The organism is Pseudomonas sp. TKO26, assembly GCF_003225665.1.
Lineage (GTDB): Bacteria > Pseudomonadota > Gammaproteobacteria > Pseudomonadales > Pseudomonadaceae > Aquipseudomonas > Aquipseudomonas saponiphila.
Genome location: NZ_QKLN01000040.1, coordinates 43,320 through 63,910, shown reverse-complemented (window position 1 = coordinate 63,910; position 20,591 = coordinate 43,320). Strand labels below are relative to the sequence as shown.

At 64.2% G+C, this 20,591-nt stretch carries 18 protein-coding genes; 10 read left to right on the top strand and 8 right to left on the bottom strand.

Features of this window, described 5'->3' with window-relative positions; genetic code table 11:
- Positions 1-52: 52 nt before the first annotated feature.
- A complete protein-coding gene (gene paaZ / locus DNK59_RS29105) occupies positions 53-2,107 on the top strand; it encodes a phenylacetic acid degradation bifunctional protein PaaZ (protein ID WP_110725538.1) in 2,055 nt (684 codons plus the stop codon).
- Positions 2,108-2,313: 206 nt separating this feature from the next.
- Entirely contained in the window at positions 2,314-3,816 is a 1,503-nt protein-coding gene (nhaB, locus tag DNK59_RS29100; protein WP_110725537.1) for a sodium/proton antiporter NhaB, read from the top strand.
- Between the two features lie 100 nt (positions 3,817-3,916).
- Here the strand turns inward: nhaB and zwf are convergent, their stop codons facing one another.
- Both zwf and gnd read right to left on the bottom strand, forming a co-directional pair.
- The gene (gene zwf / locus DNK59_RS29095; protein WP_110725536.1) at positions 3,917-5,434 is read right to left on the bottom strand and encodes a glucose-6-phosphate dehydrogenase; all 1,518 of its coding nucleotides are present in this window, start codon (positions 5,432-5,434) and stop codon (positions 3,917-3,919) included.
- Positions 5,431-6,411 carry a phosphogluconate dehydrogenase (NAD(+)-dependent, decarboxylating) gene (gene gnd, locus DNK59_RS29090; protein ID WP_092314651.1) on the bottom strand — a complete coding sequence of 327 codons (981 nt, stop codon included), beginning with the start codon at positions 6,409-6,411 and terminating at the stop codon, positions 5,431-5,433. Before gnd ends, zwf begins: the two co-directional genes overlap by 4 nt.
- A 408-nt stretch (positions 6,412-6,819) precedes the next feature.
- On the opposite strand from gnd, the gene DNK59_RS29085 reads away from it, so the two are divergent.
- The 5 genes from DNK59_RS29085 (at position 6,820) to DNK59_RS29065 (ending at position 11,979) form a co-directional block, all read left to right on the top strand.
- The gene (locus DNK59_RS29085) at positions 6,820-7,002 is read left to right on the top strand and encodes a DUF6026 family protein (protein WP_110725535.1); all 183 of its coding nucleotides are present in this window, start codon (positions 6,820-6,822) and stop codon (positions 7,000-7,002) included.
- Positions 7,003-7,228: 226 nt separating this feature from the next.
- Positions 7,229-8,971 carry a phosphoethanolamine transferase CptA gene (locus DNK59_RS29080; RefSeq protein WP_110725534.1) on the top strand — a complete coding sequence of 581 codons (1,743 nt, stop codon included), beginning with the start codon at positions 7,229-7,231 and terminating at the stop codon, positions 8,969-8,971.
- A gap of 368 nt (positions 8,972-9,339) precedes the next feature.
- Positions 9,340-9,564, top strand: a complete 225-nt coding sequence (locus tag DNK59_RS29075; protein ID WP_110725533.1) for a hypothetical protein — start codon at positions 9,340-9,342, stop codon at positions 9,562-9,564.
- 319 nt (positions 9,565-9,883) lie between these two features.
- Positions 9,884-10,558, top strand: coding sequence for a heavy metal response regulator transcription factor (locus tag DNK59_RS29070; RefSeq protein WP_110725532.1), 675 nt, complete (start codon positions 9,884-9,886; stop codon positions 10,556-10,558).
- On the top strand, positions 10,555-11,979 hold the full coding sequence (locus tag DNK59_RS29065; RefSeq protein WP_110725531.1) for a heavy metal sensor histidine kinase: 1,425 nt from the start codon (positions 10,555-10,557) through the stop codon (positions 11,977-11,979). Before DNK59_RS29070 ends, DNK59_RS29065 begins: the two co-directional genes overlap by 4 nt.
- A 112-nt stretch (positions 11,980-12,091) precedes the next feature.
- On the opposite strand, the gene DNK59_RS29060 is transcribed toward DNK59_RS29065, so the two are convergent.
- The 6 genes from DNK59_RS29060 to DNK59_RS29035 form a co-directional block, all read right to left on the bottom strand.
- Positions 12,092-12,583 (bottom strand): GNAT family N-acetyltransferase, encoded by a 492-nt coding sequence (locus DNK59_RS29060; RefSeq protein WP_110725597.1) that lies wholly within the window; start codon positions 12,581-12,583, stop codon positions 12,092-12,094.
- Positions 12,584-12,741: 158 nt separating this feature from the next.
- Complete coding sequence (gene zapE, locus DNK59_RS29055; RefSeq protein WP_110725530.1) at positions 12,742-13,869, bottom strand: cell division protein ZapE; 1,128 nt, start codon at positions 13,867-13,869, stop codon at positions 12,742-12,744.
- Positions 13,870-14,028: 159 nt separating this feature from the next.
- Positions 14,029-14,358, bottom strand: a complete 330-nt coding sequence (locus tag DNK59_RS29050) for a nuclear transport factor 2 family protein (RefSeq protein WP_110725529.1) — start codon at positions 14,356-14,358, stop codon at positions 14,029-14,031.
- 52 nt (positions 14,359-14,410) lie between these two features.
- Positions 14,411-15,127 (bottom strand): YafY family protein, encoded by a 717-nt coding sequence (locus DNK59_RS29045; RefSeq protein WP_092314633.1) that lies wholly within the window; start codon positions 15,125-15,127, stop codon positions 14,411-14,413.
- A gap of 91 nt (positions 15,128-15,218) precedes the next feature.
- Positions 15,219-16,178: an agmatinase gene (speB, locus tag DNK59_RS29040; RefSeq protein ID WP_110725528.1), complete on the bottom strand. Its 960-nt coding sequence runs from the start codon at positions 16,176-16,178 to the stop codon at positions 15,219-15,221.
- Positions 16,179-16,188: 10 nt separating this feature from the next.
- Entirely contained in the window at positions 16,189-17,289 is a 1,101-nt protein-coding gene (locus DNK59_RS29035; protein ID WP_110725527.1) for a polyamine ABC transporter substrate-binding protein, read from the bottom strand.
- A gap of 100 nt (positions 17,290-17,389) precedes the next feature.
- On the opposite strand from DNK59_RS29035, the gene DNK59_RS29030 reads away from it, so the two are divergent.
- From DNK59_RS29030 to DNK59_RS29015, 3 genes are all read left to right on the top strand, one after another.
- The gene (locus tag DNK59_RS29030; RefSeq protein ID WP_110725526.1) at positions 17,390-18,283 is read left to right on the top strand and encodes a LysR family transcriptional regulator; all 894 of its coding nucleotides are present in this window, start codon (positions 17,390-17,392) and stop codon (positions 18,281-18,283) included.
- 253 nt (positions 18,284-18,536) lie between these two features.
- Complete coding sequence (locus DNK59_RS29020; RefSeq protein WP_092314625.1) at positions 18,537-19,976, top strand: nucleobase:cation symporter-2 family protein; 1,440 nt, start codon at positions 18,537-18,539, stop codon at positions 19,974-19,976.
- 69 nt (positions 19,977-20,045) lie between these two features.
- Positions 20,046-20,507: an LEA type 2 family protein gene (locus tag DNK59_RS29015; RefSeq protein WP_110725525.1), complete on the top strand. Its 462-nt coding sequence runs from the start codon at positions 20,046-20,048 to the stop codon at positions 20,505-20,507.
- The last annotated feature ends 84 nt before the right edge of the window (positions 20,508-20,591 follow it).

Sequence of the window (20,591 nt, the reverse complement as noted above, 5' to 3'; positions counted from 1 at the left end):
GCGCCCGCTACGGTGCGCCGGCCCTCAACTGACCTTTCGGAGCCTTTCTCCCATGCCACAGTCTCCTACCCTGCAAAGCTTTATCGGCGGCCGCTGGATCGGCCAGCACCCGGCCCAGGCCTTGCGCAGCGCCATCGACGGCCATGAAGTGGCGCGCACCCATGAAGAGCCCCTGGACTTCGCCGAAGCGCTGCAACATGGCCGCGTGAACGGCGCCCGAGCCCTGCTGGCCGTGGATTTCCAGGAACGCGCCCGGCGCCTCAAGGCCCTGGCGCTATACCTTAGTGAACGCAAGGAACAGCTGTACGCTCTGTCCCACCACAGCGGCGCGACCCGGGCCGACAGCTGGATCGACATCGAGGGCGGCAACAGCACCCTGTTCAGCTATGCCGGGCTCGGCGCCCGCGAGCTGCCCTCGGGCAACCTGCTGCACGAAGGCCCGGCGCAGACCCTGAGCAAGCTCGGCAGTTTTGCCGGCACCCATATCCTGGTGCCCCGTGGCGGCGTGGCGGTGCACATCAACGCCTTCAACTTTCCCATCTGGGGGATGCTGGAAAAGTTCGCCCCCTGCTTCCTCGCCGGCATGCCCTGCATCGTCAAGCCGGCCAGTGCCACCAGCTACCTGACCGAGGCCGCGGTGCGCTTGATGCATGAATCCGGCCTGTTGCCCGAAGGCAGCCTGCAACTGGTGATCGGCGGCACCGGCGATCTGCTGGATCGCTTGCAAGGCCAGGACCTGGTGACCTTCACCGGCTCGGCGGTCCCCGCCGCCACGCTGCGGGCCAACCCCAACCTGATCCGCCACTCGGGGCCCTTCAACGCCGAGGCCGATTCGCTGAACTGCGCGATCCTGGCGCCGGACGTAACTCCGGACGACCCGGAATTCGAGCTGTTCATCAAGGAAGTGGTACGGGAAATGACGGTCAAGGCCGGACAGAAATGCACCGCCATCCGCCGCGCCATGGTTCCGGCCAAGCAGTTGGACGCCGTGGCCACGGGCTTGCGCGAGCGTCTGTCGAAGGTGGTGGTCGGCGATCCATCGGTGGAAGGCGTGCGCATGGGCGCCCTGGCCTCCCACGCGCAACAGCGGGATGTGGCCGAGCGCCTGGAAAGCCTGCTGCACAGCAGCGACCTGTTGTTCGGCGCCCGGGACGGTTTCGAACCCCGGGGCGACAACGTCAGCCAGGGCGCGTTCTTTGCCCCAACCCTGTTGTTGACCCGTGATCCCCTGGCCCAGGGCGGCGCCCACGATATCGAGGCCTTTGGCCCGGTCAGCAGCCTGATGGCCTACGACGATCTGGACCAGGCCCTGGAACTGGCCGCCCGCGGCAAGGGCAGCCTGGTGGCCAGCCTGGTGACCAAGGACCCGGGCATCGCCGCCCAGGTCATTCCCCGGGCTGCCAGCTGGCACGGCCGCTTGCTGGTCCTGGACCGCGAGTGCGCCGGCGAATCCACCGGTCACGGTTCGCCGCTGCCGCAACTCAAGCACGGTGGCCCGGGTCGCGCCGGCGGCGGTGAAGAGCTGGGCGGCCTGCGGGCGGTCAAGCACTACCTGCAGCGGGCTGCGGTGCAGGGTTCCCCGAGCATGCTGGCGGCAGTGACCGGCGAATACCTGCGCGGCGCCAAGGTCATCGAAACCGAGGTCCACCCGTTCCGCAGGCACTTCCAGGACCTGCGCATCGGCGAGTCGCTGCTGACCCACCGACGCACCGTGACCGAGGCCGACCTGGTGAATTTCGGCTGCCTGTCGGGGGACCACTTCTATATGCACTTCGACGAGATCGCCGCCAAAGAGTCGCAGTTCGGCAAGCGCATTGCCCACGGCTACTTCGTACTTTCGGCGGCGGCCGGCCTGTTCGTCTCCCCGGGCCCGGGGCCGGTCCTGGCCAACTACGGCCTGGACACCCTGCGCTTCATCAGCCCGGTGGGGATTGGCGACACCCTGCAGGCGCGCCTGACCTGCAAGCGCAAGATCGACCAGGGCAAACAGAGCCCCCAGGGCACGCCACAAGGAGTGGTGGCCTGGGACGTGGAAGTGACCAACCAGCTGGGTGAACTGGTGGCCAGCTACGACATCCTGACCCTGGTCGCCAAGCGCACCCACTGACCGCAGGCGCCGGCTTGCCGGCGAATGGCACCCGCGACGCTGTCGGACTTGGGAACGCCTTCGCCAGCGAGCTGGCGCCTACAAGAGGGTGCCGGCGCCTTTGCGGAGGCTTGGGTCGGGCAGATTGTCGCAAAAGATTTCATCAATTCTTGATTCTCAATTCGCCATGCGGCAAGTTGCGCGCTTCTCAACACAAGGAGCAGCCCATGTCCGGCTCAATGGCCCAGGCGTTTGCGCACAATTTTCTCGGCCAGTCCCCACGTTGGTACAAGGCCAGCATCCTCGCCTTCCTGCTGCTCAATCCCTTGCTGTACGTCTGGGTCAGCCCGGCCGCGGCCGGATGGTGCCTGGTGATCGAGTTCATCTTCACCCTGGCCATGGCCCTCAAGTGCTACCCCTTGATGCCCGGCGGCCTGCTGCTGGTGGAGGCGATGCTGCTGGGCATGGCCACGCCCCAGGCCCTGTACGACGAGCTGGTGCACAACTTCCCGGTGATCCTGCTGCTGATGTTCATGGTGGCCGGCATCTATTTCATGAAGGAGTTGCTGCTGTTCCTGTTCTCCCGGCTACTGCTGGGGGTGCGTTCCAAAGCGCTGCTGGGCTTGCTGTTCTGCTTTCTGTCGGCCTTTCTCTCGGCCTTCCTCGACGCCCTGACCGTCACCGCGGTGTTCATCAGCGCCGCCGTGGGCTTCTACTCGGTGTACCACCGGGTGGCCTCCGGCAATGACCCGCGCCAGGACAGCGCCTTTGCCGATGACCAGCATCTGCCGACCCTGCATCACGACGACCTGCAGCAGTTCCGCGCCTTTCTGCGCAGCCTGTTGATGCACGGCGCCGTGGGCACGGCCCTGGGTGGCGTGTGCACCCTGGTGGGTGAACCACAGAACCTGTTGATCGGCCATGAAATGGGCTGGCACTTCGCCGAGTTCCTGAGCAAGGTGGCGCCGGTTTCAATGCCGGTGCTGGCGGCCGGCCTGGTGACCTGCGTGCTGCTGGAGAAACTGCGCTGGTTCGGTTACGGCACCCTGCTGCCGGACAACGTGCGTCGGGTACTGGCCAACTACGCTGCCGAGGACGACGCCCAGCGCACCTCGCGCCAGCGTGCGGCGCTGCTGGTGCAAGGACTGGCGGCCTTGATCCTGATTGTCGGCCTGGCCCTGCACGTGGCCGAGGTCGGCCTGATCGGGCTGCTGGTGATCGTGCTGATCACCGCCTTCACCGGGATTACCGATGAGCACCGGCTGGGCAACGCCTTCAAGGACGCCATGCCCTTCACCGCCCTGCTGGTGGTGTTCTTTGCCGTGGTCGCGGTGATTCACCAGCAGCAACTGTTCGTGCCGCTGATCCAGTGGGTGCTGGCGCTGCCGCAGGAGCAGCAACCGGGCATGCTGTTCATCGCCAATGGCCTGCTGTCGGCCATCAGCGACAACGTGTTCGTCGCCACCATCTACATCACCGAAGTGAAACGCGCCTTTGTCGCCGGACAGATGAGCCGCGAGCACTTCGAAACCCTGGCGATCGCCATCAACACCGGCACCAACCTGCCCAGCGTAGCCACGCCCAACGGCCAGGCGGCGTTCCTGTTCCTGCTGACGTCGGCGATTGCACCGCTGGTGCGCCTGTCCTATGGCCGCATGGTGTGGATGGCCCTGCCCTACACCGTGGTCATGGGCCTGCTGGGCTGGTACGCGGTGAGCTACTGGCTGTAGCGTTGGAGGATGTTTTAAGGGCTGAGGCGCTGATCCGGGTGCAACGGGGTGCCGTCCATATCGCTGAGCAGGAACGCGATGGACCGCACCTTGCCCCCCTTCATCCGAGGGTGTGCCAGACGCGACCATCCCGGGCCAGCAGCTCATCAGCGGCATCCGGGCCATCCTCACCCGCAGGGTAAGTCTGCACGCTCGCGTCCTGCTTCCAGGCATCGAGGAAAGGCTGCACGGCGCGCCAGCCGTTCTCGATGTTGTCGGCGCGCTGAAACAGCGTCTGGTCGCCGATCAGGCAGTCATAGATCAGCGTCTCGTAGCCGGTGGACGGCTGCATTTCGAAGAAATCGCGGTAGGCAAAGCCCAGCTCGATATTGGCCATGTCCAGGCTCGGCCCGGGCTTTTTCGCCAGCAGGTCGAACCACATGCCTTCATTGGGCTGGATCTGGATCCGCAGGTAGGTCGGCGACAGACGCTCGACCTCGGTGTCACGGAATTGCGCATAGGGCGCCGGCTTGAAGCAGATGACGATCTCGGTGTCGCGCACGCTCATGCGCTTGCCGGTGCGCAGGTAGAACGGCACCCCGACCCAGCGCCAGTTGTCGATCATCACCTTCAGCGCGACGTAGGTTTCAGTATTGCTGTCCGACGCCACATTGGCCTCGTCGCGATAGCCCGGCAGCGGCTTGGCGCCTGCCAAGCCGGCACCGTACTGACCGCGCACCGAGTTGGCCCGGGCTTCTTCCAGGGACCAGGGGCGGATCGCCCCCACCACCTTGGCCTTCTCGCCACGCACCGCGTCGGCGCCAAAGGCTGCCGGGGGCTCCATCGCCACCATCGCCAACAGCTGGAACAGGTGATTGGGCACCATGTCCCGCAGGGCGCCGGTGTGTTCATAAAAGCTGCCACGGGTTTCGACCCCGACGGTTTCCGCCGCAGTGATCTGCACGTGGTCGATGTAATGATTGTTCCAGAACGCTTCGAACAGGCTGTTGGAGAACCGGCTGACCAGAATGTTCTGCACGGTTTCCTTGCCCAGGTAATGGTCGATGCGATAGATCTGCTTCTCGCTCATGACCTTGAGCAGGCAGGCGTTGAGGGCTTCGGCGGTCTGCAGGTCGGAGCCGAAGGGTTTCTCGATCACCACCCGGCGAAAGCCATCCTCGCGCTCCTCCAGCAGCCCCGCCGCCCCCAGCCGCTGCACCACTTCACTGAAGAAGCGCGGCGCGGTGGCCAGGTAGAACACCGCGTTGCCGGTGCCGCTGGCGGCAATCCGCGCGGCCAGCTCGACATAGGTGCTGTCGTCGAGGAAATCGCCCTGGACGTAGCTGATGCCCCGGGTCAGGCTGGCCCAGACGGCGGCGTCCACGGACGCCCCCTGGCCTTGTTTGTTCAACACCTCATCGCGAAGGAAGTCTTCCAGCAGCGTGGCGAACTCGGCGTCGCTCACCGCGTTGTGGTCGACGCCGACAATCCGCAGTCCCTCATCCAGCAAGCCGTCGCGGCTCAGGTTGTACAGCGCCGGGGTCAGCAGGCGCTTGACCAGATCGCCCCGGGCACCGAACAGGAACAGCGTGGTCGGCGGCGCCGGCAACGCCTTGGACTTCTTTCGCGTGGCGGTCATTTCTTCCCGCTCTCCACATGGCCGCCAAAGCCGAAGCGCATGGCCGAGAGCAGTTTGTCGCCGTAGGTACCCTGGCCGCGGGAGCGGTAGCGGGAGAACAGCGAGTTGGACAAGACCGGCACCGGCACCGCCTGCTCCATGGCCGCTTCGATGGTCCAGCGCCCTTCGCCGCTGTCGGCCACGGAACCGGAAAAGCCCTCGAGCTTCGGATCGCCGGCCAGGGCATCGGCGGTCAGGTCCAGGAGCCAGGACGACACCACGCTGCCGCGACGCCAGACTTCGGCGATGTCCGCCACATTCAGGTCAAAACGCTGATCTTCCGGCAGGATCTCCGACGACTTGGTCTTGAGAATGTCGAAGCCCTCGGCGAAGGCCTGCATCATCCCGTACTCGATGCCGTTGTGGATCATCTTGACGAAGTGTCCGGCACCGGCGGGACCGGCATGGATGTAGCCGCGCTCGGCACGGTCGTCATCGGCGACCCGATCCTTGGTTCGTGGAATCGAACCCAGGCCCGGGGCCAGGGCCGCGAACAGCGGGTCCAGGCGCAGCACCTCATCGGCGTCGCCGCCGATCATCATGCAGTAGCCGCGCTCCAGGCCCCAGACGCCGCCGGAGGTGCCGACGTCGATGTACTTCAGGCCCTTTTGCGCCAGATCGCGGGCGCGACGGATGTCGTCCTTATAGTAGGTGTTGCCGCCGTCGATGATGACGTCACCCGGCTCAAGCAACTGGCTGAGGGTGTCGATGGTGTCCTCGGTGGGTGCGCCGGCGGGCAGCATGACCCAGACTGCGCGGGGTTTTTCCAGGCCGGCCACCAGGGCCGGCAGATCGGCGACGCCCTTGGCGCCTTCGGCGGCCAGGGTGCTGACGAACTCGGTGTTGCGGTCAAAGACTACGGTTTGGTGCCCATTGAGCATCAGGCGCCGTGCAATGTTACCGCCCATGCGGCCCAGTCCAATAATCCCCAGTTGCATGTGCTGATGCTCCTACTGCAAAAAATTCAGATCAAAAATATATGGCCCAATGAGCCGGTACCCACTTCAAGGGGCGCAACTATACAAGGCAAGACGCTCCAAGACAGCGCAATCTTCAGCCATAAGCGCAGTTTTTACGGCCACCTGTGCTCGACCCGACGCGGCCGAACCTGATCCCCGCCCCGGCGGGCGGGCAACGAGTGAAGATTAGTCCAGGCACCCGGGGCGAAGTTTCGCAGAGCCTGGGGCAATAGCGACAGAAAACCACAACAAGACACGGCGACCCCGAAAAATAAAAAAGTTCCCATTGCCCGAAAAAGAAATAAAATCGCCGCCTGCGACAGCGCTCCACACCCGGCATGGGCAGAGCAAAGCATAGTTGAGGCACGCCATTTGCGAGGTGAAGCAATGGGCACAGTACAAACGGCACGACCAGCACAAACCCTGTATGTGACCATTCGTCGCGACGAATTGCGTCAGCTCAGGGAGCAACGCGATCAATTGCAACAAGAGGTCGCACAACTGCGCCGGATGTTGCAGGCCCAGGCTCAAGGCCCTGTCGCCGAGCTGCACCTTCCCTCCGCGAGCTGAACTCGCCCCTGGACGCAGGCCCGGCCTGCGCTGGCTGTCCGACGGTGCCCCCGCCGCAAGGCCGCGACTGCGGCTAGACGGACAAAAATCCCACGTCGGCCTCACGAACTTTTCACACTTGCCACTCGATACTCCAGGCCATTGTGGCCGTGTTGTTATCGACGGCGGGTTTCATTGGCGGCGCGCCACCTGCGCCCAATGATCATGGAATTGTGGGGAGCACCGAATGGCTTTGTTCAAACGCAGTAACTCATCTGCGGCGGGTTTCGACTGGATGGGCCTGCTCTGGCTATTCCTGTTCTTCTGGTATTTCTCCGGCATCACCCAACTGCTGATCCAGCTGACCGACACGTCCGGCTTCGCCGGTTTCCGCCAGGCGTTCTTCATGAGTGCCATCTGGCTGGCGCCGATGCTGCTGTTCCCGGCTCGCACCAAAGTCATGGCGGCGGTGATCGGCGTGGTGCTCTGGGCCTGTTCCATGGCCAGCCTGGGCTACTTCTTCATCTACCAGCAGGAGTTCTCGCAAAGCGTCATTTTCATCATGTTCGAGTCCAACCCCTCGGAAGCCGGTGAATACCTGACCCAGTACTTTGCCTGGTGGATGGTCGCGGCCTTCCTGGCCCACACGGCCTTTGCCATCTTCCTCTGGACCCGCCTGCGCCCGGTCTACCTGCCCCGGGGCCAGGCACTGCTCGCCGCCGTGGCGATCCTGGTGGCGATTGTCGGCTACCCCCTGGTCAAGCAGATCTCGCGCGCAGATACCCTGGCCGACGGCCTGGAAAAATTCGAAACCCGCATCGAGCCGGCCGTGCCATGGCAGATGGTGGTCGCCTATCGCCGCTACCGTCAGCAGCTGGACGGCATGCAAGGCATGCTCGACAGCGTCAGCAAGATCCCGCCCCTGACCAACCTCAAGGACAGCATGGCCAACCAGCCAGCCACCCTGGTGCTGGTGATCGGCGAATCCACCAACCGCCAGCGCATGAGCCTCTACGGCTACCCGCGCCAGACCACTCCGGAGCTGGACAAGCTCAAGGACCAGCTGGCGGTGTTCAACAACGTCATCACCCCGCGCCCCTATACCATCGAGGCGTTGCAGCAGGTGCTGACCTTTGCCGATGAAGAAAACCCCGACCTGTATCTCAAGACCCCGTCCCTGGTCAGCGTGATGAAGCAGGCCGGCTACAAGACCTACTGGATCACCAACCAGCAGACCATGACCAAGCGCAACACCATGCTCACCACCTTTTCCGAACAGGCGGACGAGCAGGTGTACCTGAACAACAACCGCAACCAGAACGCCCGCCAGTACGACGGTGACGTGCTGGAGCCCTTCTCCAAGGCCCTGGCCGACAGCGCCCCGCGCAAGTTCATCGTGGTGCACCTGCTGGGCACGCACATGAGCTACCAGTACCGCTACCCGCCGACCTTCGAGAAATTCACCGATCGCCAGGGCGTGCCGGCCGGCGTGCACGACGATCAGGTGCCGACCTACAACAGCTATGACAACGCCGTGCTGTACAACGACTTCGTGGTGTCCAGCCTGATCAAGGACTACGCCAAGACCGACCCCAACGGCTTCCTGCTGTACCTGTCGGACCACGGCGAAGACGTCTTCGACTCCGCCGGGCACGACACCCTGGGACGCAACGAAGGCAAGCCCACCGCGCCGATGTACACCATTCCATTCATGGCCTGGGCCTCGCCGAAATGGCGCGAAACCCATGACTGGAACTTTGCTTCCGACCTCAGCCGGCCCTACATCAGCTCCCAGCTGGTGCATACCTGGGCCGAACTGGCCGGCCTGAGCTTCGATCAGCTGGACCCAAGCCGCAGCCTGATCAGCGACAGCTTCAAGCCGCGCCCCCTGCTGATTGGCAACCCCTACTCGCGCCAGAGCAAGCCGCTGATCGACTTCAGCCTGATGAAGCCCAAGCCCCCGGCCGATGCCGCCGTGGTACAGCAGTAAGGCTCCGCCTCGGGGGCCGCCACGGCCCCCATCCCGCAAGCCCCGGCTGACTGGCGCAAAGGCCATCGCGCCTTGCGCCAACCTCACCGACGCCTTCTCCGACACGCCACTACGCAATAGCCCCCTCCCCCCCATAACCGGCTTGCCAGCGCCTCTTGCACCGAGCTGCCCCGAGCCGCCCCACGCCCTGGCCGGCACAGCGGTTCATAACGGCCTGCACTTCGCCACGGACACATGTTGTCAAGAATGCAATTGAGCATTCCGGCTGACGTTAACCCTCACTTAATACACTTCGCTGAAACTTGCCCCATCACTTCTTGTGCAGGGACGAAACAAGTGACCGAACACTCTTAAGTAGGAAACGCAGTATGAAACTTGCAACTTTGGTATTTAGCGGTTTGCTTCTAGCCACTTCCAGTGCAGCCTTTGCCGAAGGCGGAGCCGAGCATATGCAACGCTTCTACGAGAACTTCCGGGTCAATCAGCAGCAGATTCACGGCGATAAGAACCACAACCTCGCCAAGACCGAGCAAGATAAGGCCGGTACTCACTATTCCGCGCCGGACGCCAAGAAACAACAGCCCGACGCTTGATCCATGTTCGACGCAATACCCACTCTGGACATTGTGCTCCTATGACAGAGATGGACGTTTGGCGCCCTGTTGGGCGCCTTTTTTATATCCGCGTTAAACAACTCGCTGTCACCACAATGACCCTTGCATTACAACTCTGTCATCTGCCACTGCGCGCGCGTCGATTGAATTAGGATGCCTGGGGCCGATCACCTTCCACTCATCGAATCAGCGGCTAATCATCTGAATTTATTGATCATTTTTATTGACCCTGTAGCTACTACAGACTTCATCCTTCCCCCATTCGCTACTTCCCAAGCACTTTGAAGAGAATCCGGCAATGCGCATCCTGGTGGTTGAAGACGAACCCAAAACAGCCGACTACTTGCACCAAGGCCTGAGTGAAAGTGGTTATGTGGTCGACCGTGCCAACAATGGCGTGGACGGCTTGCACCTGATTCAACAGCAGCCTTACGAGTTGGTCATCCTGGATATAAACCTGCCGGGCAAAGATGGCTGGCAAGTGTTGCAGGATATGCGCGGACAATCTCAGGCACGGGTCATGATGTTGACCGCTCGTGGTCGTCTGGAAGACAAGGTCAAGGGACTGGATATGGGCGCCGATGATTATCTGGTCAAACCCTTTCAGTTTCCCGAGTTGTTGGCGCGGGTGCGCACCCTGATACGTCGCGCTGAACCCGCAACCCCCTCGCAAGTATTGCAAGTGGCCGACCTGCAACTTGATCCACGACGTCACCGGGCTTATCGCGGTGCTCGACGTATTGACCTGACCACCAAGGAATTCACCCTGCTACATGTTTTGATGCGTCATTCGGGAGAAGTACTGACCCGCACGCAAATCATTTCCCTGGTCTGGGACATGAACTTCGACTGCGACACCAATGTGGTGGAAGTGTCCATCAGCCGCCTGCGAGCCAAGATCGACGAGGCCCACGAGGTGCGCCTGATCCACACCCTGCGCGGTGTCGGTTATGTGCTGGAAGTGCGCCCATGAAAACCCCGCCGGCCCCCGCCCCCAACAGCAGCCTGTCCATGCGCCTGGGGCTGACCGTCAGCCTGATGGGCGCGGCGCTGGTGCTGCTCCTGGCGACCCTGGCCTACCTGGCCCTGAACCACGAACTGGACAACCTGGCGCGCAAGGGCCTGGACAGCAAGCTGGAGCAGATCCGCCACAGCCTGACCAGCGACCTCAAGAGCAGCGACCTGGCCGCCCGCCCCCATTCCCTGCTGGACCTGGTGCTGGGCCATGACAACCTGCAATTGAGCATCCTGGGCAGCAACCCGTTGGCCGAGCCCCTGCTCAATGTCGGCGGTGATCAGCAATCACTGCCCGAGGCCTTGCAGCAAGTGCCCGACAGCGGTTACTTCGACTGGCGCGACCAGCGCGGCACTCAGCTGCTCGGCGCCGCCCGAACGATGAGCCTGCGCAACGGCGAGCAGGTGCGGGTGATCCTCAGCCTGGACCGCAGCAACGATCAGGCCCTGCTCAGCGCCTATCTGCGCTCCACGGTGATTGCCCTGCCGCTGTTGCTGCTGCTGATCGGCATTGGCGCCTGGCGCCTGGTGCAGCGCGGCCTGCTGCCCCTGCAGCAGTTCACCCGGGTGGCCGCCAAGGTCACCACCCAGGACCTGACCCATCGCTTGAACCTGGAGCGGTTGCCCCGGGAACTGGCGGAACTGGGCCAGGGCTTCAACGTCATGCTGCAGCGCCTGGATGGCGGGGTGCAGCGCCTGTCGCAGTTCTCCGACGACCTGGCCCATGAACTGCGCTCGCCCATCAGCAACCTGATGGGCAAGGCCCAGGTGACCCTGTCCCGGGAACGCCCGGCGGAGGAATACAGGGCCGTGCTGGAATCGAGCATCGAGGAGCTGGAGCGGGTCACCCGGATCGTCGCCGACATGCTGTTTCTGGCCCAGGTCAGCCAGCCGGCCTCCCAGGCCCGCTTCACCCGGGTGTCCCTGGCCGAGGAGGCGCGCCGGGTCATGGATCTGTTCGCCCTCAGTGCCGAGGACAAGCGGCTGGCACTTGAATTGAGCGGCGACGCCTGGGTACAGGGGGATCGCCTGATGATCCAGCGGGCGATTTCCAACCTGCTGTCCAATGCCATTCGCCATTGCCCGGAACAGGGACGCATCAGCCTGCGGATCGAACGCCAACTGCAAGACGTCAGCCTGAGCGTGGGCAACCCGGGGCCGAGCATCGCCGCCTGCCACCTGCCCCATCTGTTCGAGCGCTTCTACCGGGTCGACAGCAGTCGCACCCGGGCCGAAGGCGGGACCGGACTGGGCCTGGCGATCGTTCGCTCAATCATGAACCTGCATCAAGGACGCACCGAGGTCGCCAGCGCTCCAGAGCAGCTCACCGAGTTCCGCCTGGTGTTTCCCAAGCCCGATCCGGCCTTGCACGACGTCTAGAGCAGCCAGCCCCCGGGTGCGCCAGAGAGGCCACACGGCGAACACCCGCGAACAGCCCCAGGCGCAGGAACAGCAGGAAAACCCGCCAGGGGCTTCGAGGTGACAGCAGGCATTACAAGGCTTTGCTCCAGAACAGCATGCGGCCATGGGCCGGATCGAGCTGGGTATCGGCGAAACCGCAGGCCTGGTAGGCCGCCTGAGCCCGGGCATTGCCCTCCAGCACTTCCAGGGTGATCTTGCAGCAGCCCCGTTGCCGGGCGATGTCCTCGACCTTCTGCAGCATCCGCTTGCTCAGGCCCTGACCACGAAAGCCATCGAGCACCAGCACATCATGGACATTCACCAGGGGCCGACAAGCAAAGGTGGAAAAGCCTTCGAAGCAGTTCACCAGTCCCACCGGCTGCCCCCCGGCAAAGGCCAGCACACTGAACGCCTGAGGTCGCTTGGCCAGTTCCGCCGGCAATTGCCGGAGCAGGTCCTGCCCTAGCGGGCGACCACCGCCCATGGGGTCCTCGGCATAGTGATTGAGCAGTACAGCTATGGCTTCGGCATGCACCGGATTGCTGTAACTGGCTTGCAGCACCACGACATCGGCAACGTCCATGTTCATCCTCGATCAACGCATTGGAAGAGAGCGCTCAGGGCTCGGGCAGCCTGGATTGTAGGTCGGTGGCGTTGACCAGACGAAGATATTCTCGCCACTGACGTGCGAAAAATCCTAGGCAATGGAAACCACTCCCATCAGCGGCAAGCACTTCCCTTTCAAGCACCCGGCTGCCGGGCAAAACGCTGCAGCTGCATTTCCTGCAGGCGGCTAAGGGTGCGGCGGAAGGCAAACTCCAGGTAGCCCTCGGTATACAACTGCTCCATCGGCACCCGGGCCTCCAGGTACAGCGGCACTCCACGGTCGTAGCATTCATCCACCAGGGCGATGAAGCGCCGCACGCTATCGTCGTGGATCGACAGTTGCGGCAGTTCCCGATCTCCCGCCACCACTCGCTGGGCTCCATCCTCGGTGCCCCGGGCAATGCGCCCCGGACGTTGCCGGGCACTGAGATTGGGCACCTCGCTGAGGAGGATCGCCCGGTAGCGGTCGCACAGGGCCATGAAATCCATGGCCGAGAACGGCTGCTCGCAAAGGTCGGCAAAGCGGCACCAGATCACCGTGGTGGCCGCCTTGACCACCTGTACCGTCCGATAGCCGAGCAGCAGCGGCTCGCTGGACACCGCCTGCCCGCCACTCAACTCGCGAAACAGCGGTTCCAGGGCGCTGGGCTGGCCCTCGACGCTCAGCCAGTAGCGCTGCGCGGCGGCGCCGGGGTGCAGGCGATGGTCCTGCTCGCCGTCCACTGCCAGCACCTGCAGGTGCTGGCGAATGGCGTCGATGGCCGGCAGGAAGCGCTCGCGATTGAAGCCATCGGCATACAACTGCTCGGGAGGCTGGTTGGAGGTGCAGACCATCACCACCCCCTGTTCGAACATCACCTGGAACAGGCGCCCGAGAATGATTGCGTCGCCGATATCGTTGACGAACAACTCATCGAAACACAGCACCCGTACCTCTGCGGCAAGCTCCCGGGCCAGGGCCTGCAAGGGATCGGCAGTACCGGTGAGCTGGAACGAGCGCTGGTGCACCCAGCCCATGAAGTGATGAAAATGCTGACGCCGGGCCGGCACCCTGAGGCTCTGGTAGAACTGATCCATGAGCCAGGTCTTGCCGCGCCCGACCGCGCCCCACAGATAGACTCCCTGCACCGGCTTGCGCCCCTGATGCAGCGCCTCGTGACATTGCTGCAAGGCCTGCACCGCACGGGCCTGGGCCGGATCGGCGACAAAGCCGTCCTGCTCCAGGGCATGCCGGTAAGCGCTCATGGGTGAATCGAATGGCATGGGCCGCTGGCCTCCTGGCAAAGAGCCGCAGTATGCCACCACACGCCGCTCCAGGCCTGATCCGAGGCCGCGAGGCTGCACAAGAAGCGCCAGAGCCTGCGGCGCGCCCAAGCCCTTTGCGTGCCTGCCGGCCGTTGGCAGCCCGCGCCGGCGGCTACATCAGCGCGAGATGTCCAGGCGCTCGATCCGGCCCTGGTCGTCCAGGCGGAAAGTGTGGCGCAAGGCCTGGGAGCTGCCGGGGAAATCACCGCACACCCGGCTGTCGAGCAAGATCTTGCCGGTACGCTGCTGAACCCCGAGGACCTCCAGGCGGCGTGCGCCTGCGCCCATCCAGCGGGCAATCTGCTGGGGCCCCACGCAGTGCTCACGCTCATCGAAGATCTGCGCCCGGGCGGCGAAGATCGACGCCACCACTGTGCTGTCGCCGCGGTTGACGGCGGCGACATAGGCGGCGATGGCCGGGGCCAGGGAAGGGTCTGTGGCCGACATGACAAAAGCTCCTTGCTGTTGAATGAGGGAGGCATGCTAAAGCCTGCTTGCGTCATTTCCTGTCAGCAGTGAATCGGCCCTGCTCATCGCTCTGCATGCATTTGCGCCAGGCTCGCAGCCAGTCGCTGCGCCGCCCAGGATAGGCCTGCCCCTGCTCCTGGGCGGCGGCAATGCGGTCGGTGCGAAAGGTCCGGTAATCGCCCCGCAGCTCACACCAGGCGACGATCACCCGGGCCTCATTGAGAAAGCCCAGGGCCAGCGGCCAGATCAGCCGCTGGCTGGGGTTGCGGTTGACATCGGCATAGTCGATCAACAGCTTGGCCTGATAGCGGATCGCCTGGCGGAACACGTTCAGCGACACCGGGTTGTCCGGGAAGCCCCAGCCCGCCGGGCCCGGCAGCAGGGTCGGGTTGCGCAGCGCATCCTGGGCCGCCGGGGCCAGTACTGCGGCGATCTTGGCCATGGCATCGGCCGCCGCCTTGCTCAGCACCTCGTCACCGCGCTGATCGACATAGCGCAAGCCCAGGACCACGGCCTCGGTTTCATCGGCATTGAGCATCAACGGTGGCAGGAACAGCCCGCTGCGCAACACATAGCCGATGCCGGCCTCACCGTAGATCGGCGCCCCGAGAGAGGTCAGCTCGGCAATGTCGCGGTACAGGGTGCGCTCGGACACCTCCAGCTCCGCCGCCAGGGTGGCCGCGGTAACGGGACGGCTCTTGCCCCGCAACATCTGCAACAGGGTGAGTAAACGGCTGGCTCGCGACACCTTGGCAGGCTCCAGAAAAAATTCCGGCGCAGAATATCAGAGCCTCCTGACAACCAGTGTCAGGAGGCTGGCAGGCCCGTCCGGCAGCGAATCAGCAATCGACCTTGTGCCGGGCGGCGTAGAGACACAGCATCTCCATGGCCAGGGTCGCCCCCGCCAGGGAGGTGATCTCGGCATGGTCGTAGGCCGGGGCCACTTCCACCAGGTCCATGCCCACCAGATTGATCCCGCGCAGGCCGCCAAGGATCTCCAGCGCCTGCGCACTGCTCAGGCCGCCACACACCGGGGTGCCGGTGCCGGGTGCGAACGCCGGGTCCAGGCAGTCGATGTCGAAGGTCAGGTACACCGGGTGATCCCCCACTCGCTGGCGAATCGCCGCGACGATCGCCTCGCAGCCCAGTTGATGCACCTGGCGCGCATCCAGCACCTTGAAGCCCTGGTGATCGTCGTTGGTGGTGCGCAGGCCGATCTGCACCGAGCGCGCCGGGTCCACCAGCCCTTCCCGGGCGGCGTGCCAGAACATGGTGCCATGGTCGATGCGCTGCCCCTCTTCGTCGGGCCAGGTGTCGCTGTGGGCATCGAAGTGGATCAGCGCCAGCGGCCCATGATGGCGATGGTGAGCCTTGAGCAGCGGGTAACTGATGAAGTGGTCGCCGCCCAGGGTCAGCATCGCGCAACCGGCATCGAGAATGCGCCGGGCATGGGCCTCGATGCGTTCGGGCACCGATTGCGGGAGGCCTGGATCAAACGCGCAGTCGCCATAGTCGATCACCGACAGGTGATCGAACGGATCAAAGGTCCAGGGCCAGTGGCGTTCCCAGGCGATCGCGGTAGAGGCCGCGCGAATGCCCCGCGGGCCAAAGCGCGCGCCGGGCCGGTTGCTGGTGGCGGTGTCGAACGGCACGCCACTGACCACCAGGTCGACGCCCTGCAAGTCACGGCTGTAGCGGCGGCGCATGAAGCTGGTGATACCGGCGTAAGTGGCTTCGGCCGCGGTGCCGTACAGGCTGTCGCGGGTCAGCGCCTGGTCGTTGTGGTCAGCGATATCCATGGGTGTCTCCTCAGGGTTGGCGGCTACGGAAAGTGGTCCAGATACGCGTGCGTTGACGCATATCCTTGAGGCTCATGCTGCGGTCGGCGTACAGCCGGGCACGCATGTCGGGCCCCGGGTACAGGTTGGGGTCGTTGCGAATCGCCGCGTCCACCAGGGGCGTGGCCGCCTGGTTGGCGTTGGCAAAAAACAGCGTGTTGCTCAAGGCCGCCACCGATTCGGGGCGCAGCATGAACTCGATGAAGGCCCGGGCCGCCTCGGGGTGCGGCGCATCCTTGGGGATCGCCAGGTTGTCCTGCCAGATCAGGGTGCCGTCCCGTGGGATGCGATAGGCCACCTCAAACGCCTTGCCGGCCTTGCGCGCCTGGTCCGCGGCCATGCTGGCGTCGCCGTTGTAGGTCAGCGCCAGGCACAGGCTGCCGTTGGCCAGGTCATTGAGCTGTCGGCCACTGGCCACATAGCGCACCGACGGCTGCAGCTGGCGCAGCAGCGTCTCGACTTCGGCCAGGTCCGCCGGGGCGCTGCTGTAGGGGTCCTTGCCGAGGTAGTGCAAGGCCAGGCCGATGACCTCCTGGGGCGAGTCGAGAATGGCGATTCCGCAGTCTTTCAGGCGCTCGGCATATTCGGGTTTGAACAGCAGGTCGAGGCTGTCCAGAGGTGCATCGGGCAGCCGCTGGCGCAGCGCCTGGACGTTCACCGCCAGCCCCAGGGTGCCCCAGGTGTAGGGCACGCCGTAACGATTGCCGGGGTCCACCACGGCCAGCTTGGCCAGCAGGTCCGGGTCAAGGTTGGCGTGACCCTTGAGGCCGGCAAGGTCTATTTCCTGCAGCGCGCCCGATGCCAGCCCGCGAGCCAGGACACTGGAGGACGGCACCACCAGGTCATAGCCACTGCGGCCGGTCAGCAGCTTGGTTTCCAGCACCTCGGAGGTATCGAAGATGTCGTAACGCACCTGGATGCCGGTCTGCTCGGTAAAGCGCTGCAAGGTTTGCGGCGCCACGTAGTCCGCCCAGCTGTAGAGGTTGAGCACCGGCTCTTCGGCCCACGCCTGCGGGGCCAGGACCAGCGCCGGTAACACCAGGGGAACGCACAAGCCAAACAATGAACGCATGACAGGCACCTGCTCAAGGAAGTAGCGGCAGCTTGCCCGGATCGCTACATTAGAAAAATTCCACGTTTGTTACGCTGACATGCGCCAGAGGTAATGTTTGATGTTGGGTCAATTGCACGATCTGGACCTGCAGCTGTTGCGGCTGTTTGTCACTGTGGTGGAATGCGGCGGCTTCAGTGCCGCCCAGGGCGAGCTGGGCCTGAGCCAATCGAGCATCAGCCAGCAGATGGCCCGCCTGGAAACCCGCCTCGGCTATCGCCTGTGCAGCCGTGGCAAGGCCGGCTTCAAGTTGACGCCCAAGGGCGAGCAGCTGCTGAGCGCCACCCGTCCGCTGTTCGATTCCATCGAGCTGTTCCGCCACCAGTCCAACGGCGTGGCCGGACGCCTGATCGGCGAGGTGCGCCTGGGGCTGTCCGAAGCCCTGGATCGCTCGGTGCTGGAAAAGGTCGCCCAGGCCATCCACGACTTTCGCCAGCGTGATGAGTCCGTGCGCATCGAGTTGTTGAGCGCCATGCCCGGGGATATGGAACGCCTGCTGTTGCAACAGCGCCTGGACCTGGCCATCGGCTATTTCTCCAAGGTCCAGCGCGCCTTCGACTACCGCCAGTTGTTCAGCGAGACCCAGCACCTGTACTGCGCCGTTGGCCACCCGCTGTTCGAAACCCCCGATCCGGACCTTGGCGCCCTGTCCCAGGCCGACCGGGTCGACCACCCCTATCGGTTCCTTGGGCCGGACGAGCCATTTCAGGGCCAGCGCTGCTCGGCCCGGGCCGAACAGGTGGAAGGCACCCTGGCCTTTATTCTGTCCGGGCAGCACGTCGGCTACCTGCCCAGCCATTTCGCCCGCAGTTGGGAGCAGGCCGGCCAACTCAAGCCGCTGGGCGCGCCACATTTGAGTTTCGAGGTGGACTTTTACCTCGCCCGACACCGCGCCCAGGTGCCGGGCGAGGCCCAGCAAGCCTTTGAAGACGACCTGCTGCGGGCCTTTGCCTGAGCCTGAGGCCGGCACAAGCGCCGCAGGCGCCCGGAGCATGGGCAGGCCGACTGGCGACGAGGTGCCAGCGGCGAAGTTGGGTTTTTCCAGCGCTTTGCCCTTCTGACCGCGGCGCCTTTCTGGCATCCTGCGCCTCCTTTTTTCTGACCGGGTGCGCAAGTCTTGTCCATGCCATGGCTGTGCGACCCAAGTCCCGTCCACTTTCCGACGTGTGCCCCCGTTGTTTTCACACGCCACTGGCAGGCCTTTTCCCATGACCGCACCTGATCGCTCCCCGCCCCGCTACAAGTCCGACCTGATCTACGGCCTCGACGACCGTCCGCATTTCAGCGCGGCGATCTTCGCCGCACTGCAGCATGTGCTGGCCAGCTTTGTCGGCATCATCAGCCCGACCCTGATCTTCGGCGGCGTGCTGGGCCTGGAGAGCGAACTGCCGTACCTGATCAGCATGGCGCTGTTCGTCTCCGGCCTGGGCACCTTCGTCCAGGCCCGGCGCCTCGGGCCGATCGGTTCCGGCCTGCTGTGCGTGCAGGGCACCAGTTTTTCCTTTATCAGCGTGCTGCTCAGCGCCGGGTTCATGGTCAAGGGCCGGGGCGGCAGCACCGATGACATCCTCTCGACCATCTTCGGCATCTGTTTCGTCGCGGCCTTTATCGAGATGTTCCTCAGCCAGTTCATCGGCAAGCTGCGCAAGCTGATCACCCCGGTGGTGACCGGCACCATCATCACCCTGATGGGCCTGTCGCTGATCAAAGTGGCGGTCACCGACATGGCCGGCGGCTACGGCGCCAGCGACCTGGGCGCGGCGAGCAACCTGGGGCTGGCGGCACTGGTGCTGCTGACCATCGTCGTACTCAACCGTTTCAACCACCCGATGCTGCGCCTGGGCTCGATCGTCATCGGCCTGACCCTGGGCTTCGTGGTGGCCTGGATGCTCGGCCGGGTGGACCTGGCGGCCCTGCCAGAGGTGCCGCTGGTGAGCGTGCCGGTGCCGTTCAAGTACGGCTTCTCCTTTGACTTGATTGCCTTTATCCCGCTGGCGGTGATTTTCCTGATTTCGCCCCTGGAAGCGGCCGGCGACCTGACCGCCAACTCGATGATTTCCCAGCAGCCGGTCAAGGGCCCGCTGTACATCAAGCGCATCAAGTCCGGGCTGCTGGCGGACGGCTTCAACTCGGCGGTGGCGGCGGTGTTCAACAGCCTGCCGATGGTCACCTTTGCCCAGAACAACGGGGTGATCCAGCTGACCGGCGTGGCCAGCCGCTACGTGGCCTACTTCATCGCCGGGCTGCTGGTGCTGCTGGGCCTGTTCCCGGTGATCGGCGCGGTGCTGCAACTGATGCCCAAGCCGGTGCTGGGCGGCGCTACCCTGATCATGTTCGGCACCGTGGCGGTGGCCGGGATCAAGATCCTCGCCGAGGCGGGCCTGCATCGACGCAACGTGCTGATCGTGGCCATTTCCCTCGGCATGGGCCTGGGCGTGGCGGCGGTGCCGGAAGTGCTGCGCGAGCTGCCCAAGGCGCTGCACAATATCTTCGAGTCGCCGATTACCGTGGGCGCCTTCTGCGCGATCTTGCTCAACATCTTCCTGCCGGAAGAATTCCTCGAACTGGAAGAAGATGAATTCGACCCGGAAGCCGCGACCCTCAAGGTCATGCAGGATCCGGACATGAGCGGCAAAGCGAACTCCTGAGGCTGGCGGGCGTCTATGCTGCGTGCGCGACGCCCGTCGTCCCCCGTCCTTTTTGCAAGCAGGTGCCTCATGCGCAGATTTTTCGTCCTGATCCTGGTGTTCCTGAGCCTCAGCGCCTGCGCGCTGTTGCCCAACCGCGATCCGCTGGCGATCAACGTGGTGGGCATCGAACCGCTGCCGAGCCAGGAGCTGGAAATGCGCTTTGCGGTGAAACTGCGCCTGCAGAACCCCAACGAAACCGCCATCGACTACAACGGCGTGGCCCTGGACCTGGAAGTCAACGGCCGCCCGCTGGCCTCCGGGGTCAGCGACCAGCGAGGGCATATCGGCCGCTACTCGGAGGACATCCTGGTGATTCCGGTCAGCGTCTCGGCCTTCTCGGTGCTGCGCCAGACCCTGGGCCTGAGCCAGACCCAGACTTTGGACAACCTGCCCTATGTACTGCGCGGCAAGCTGGCCGGCGGCCTGTTCGGCACCCAGCGCTTCATCGATCGCGGACGGATCAGCCTGAGCAATCCGGACGCCTGGTAAGCCCTGGGCTCTGTACGAAAAGTTTTGAGACGAAGGTCAGGCAAGGCGAAAACGGTCGAGGAAGCGGAGTTTACGGGCTGTAAA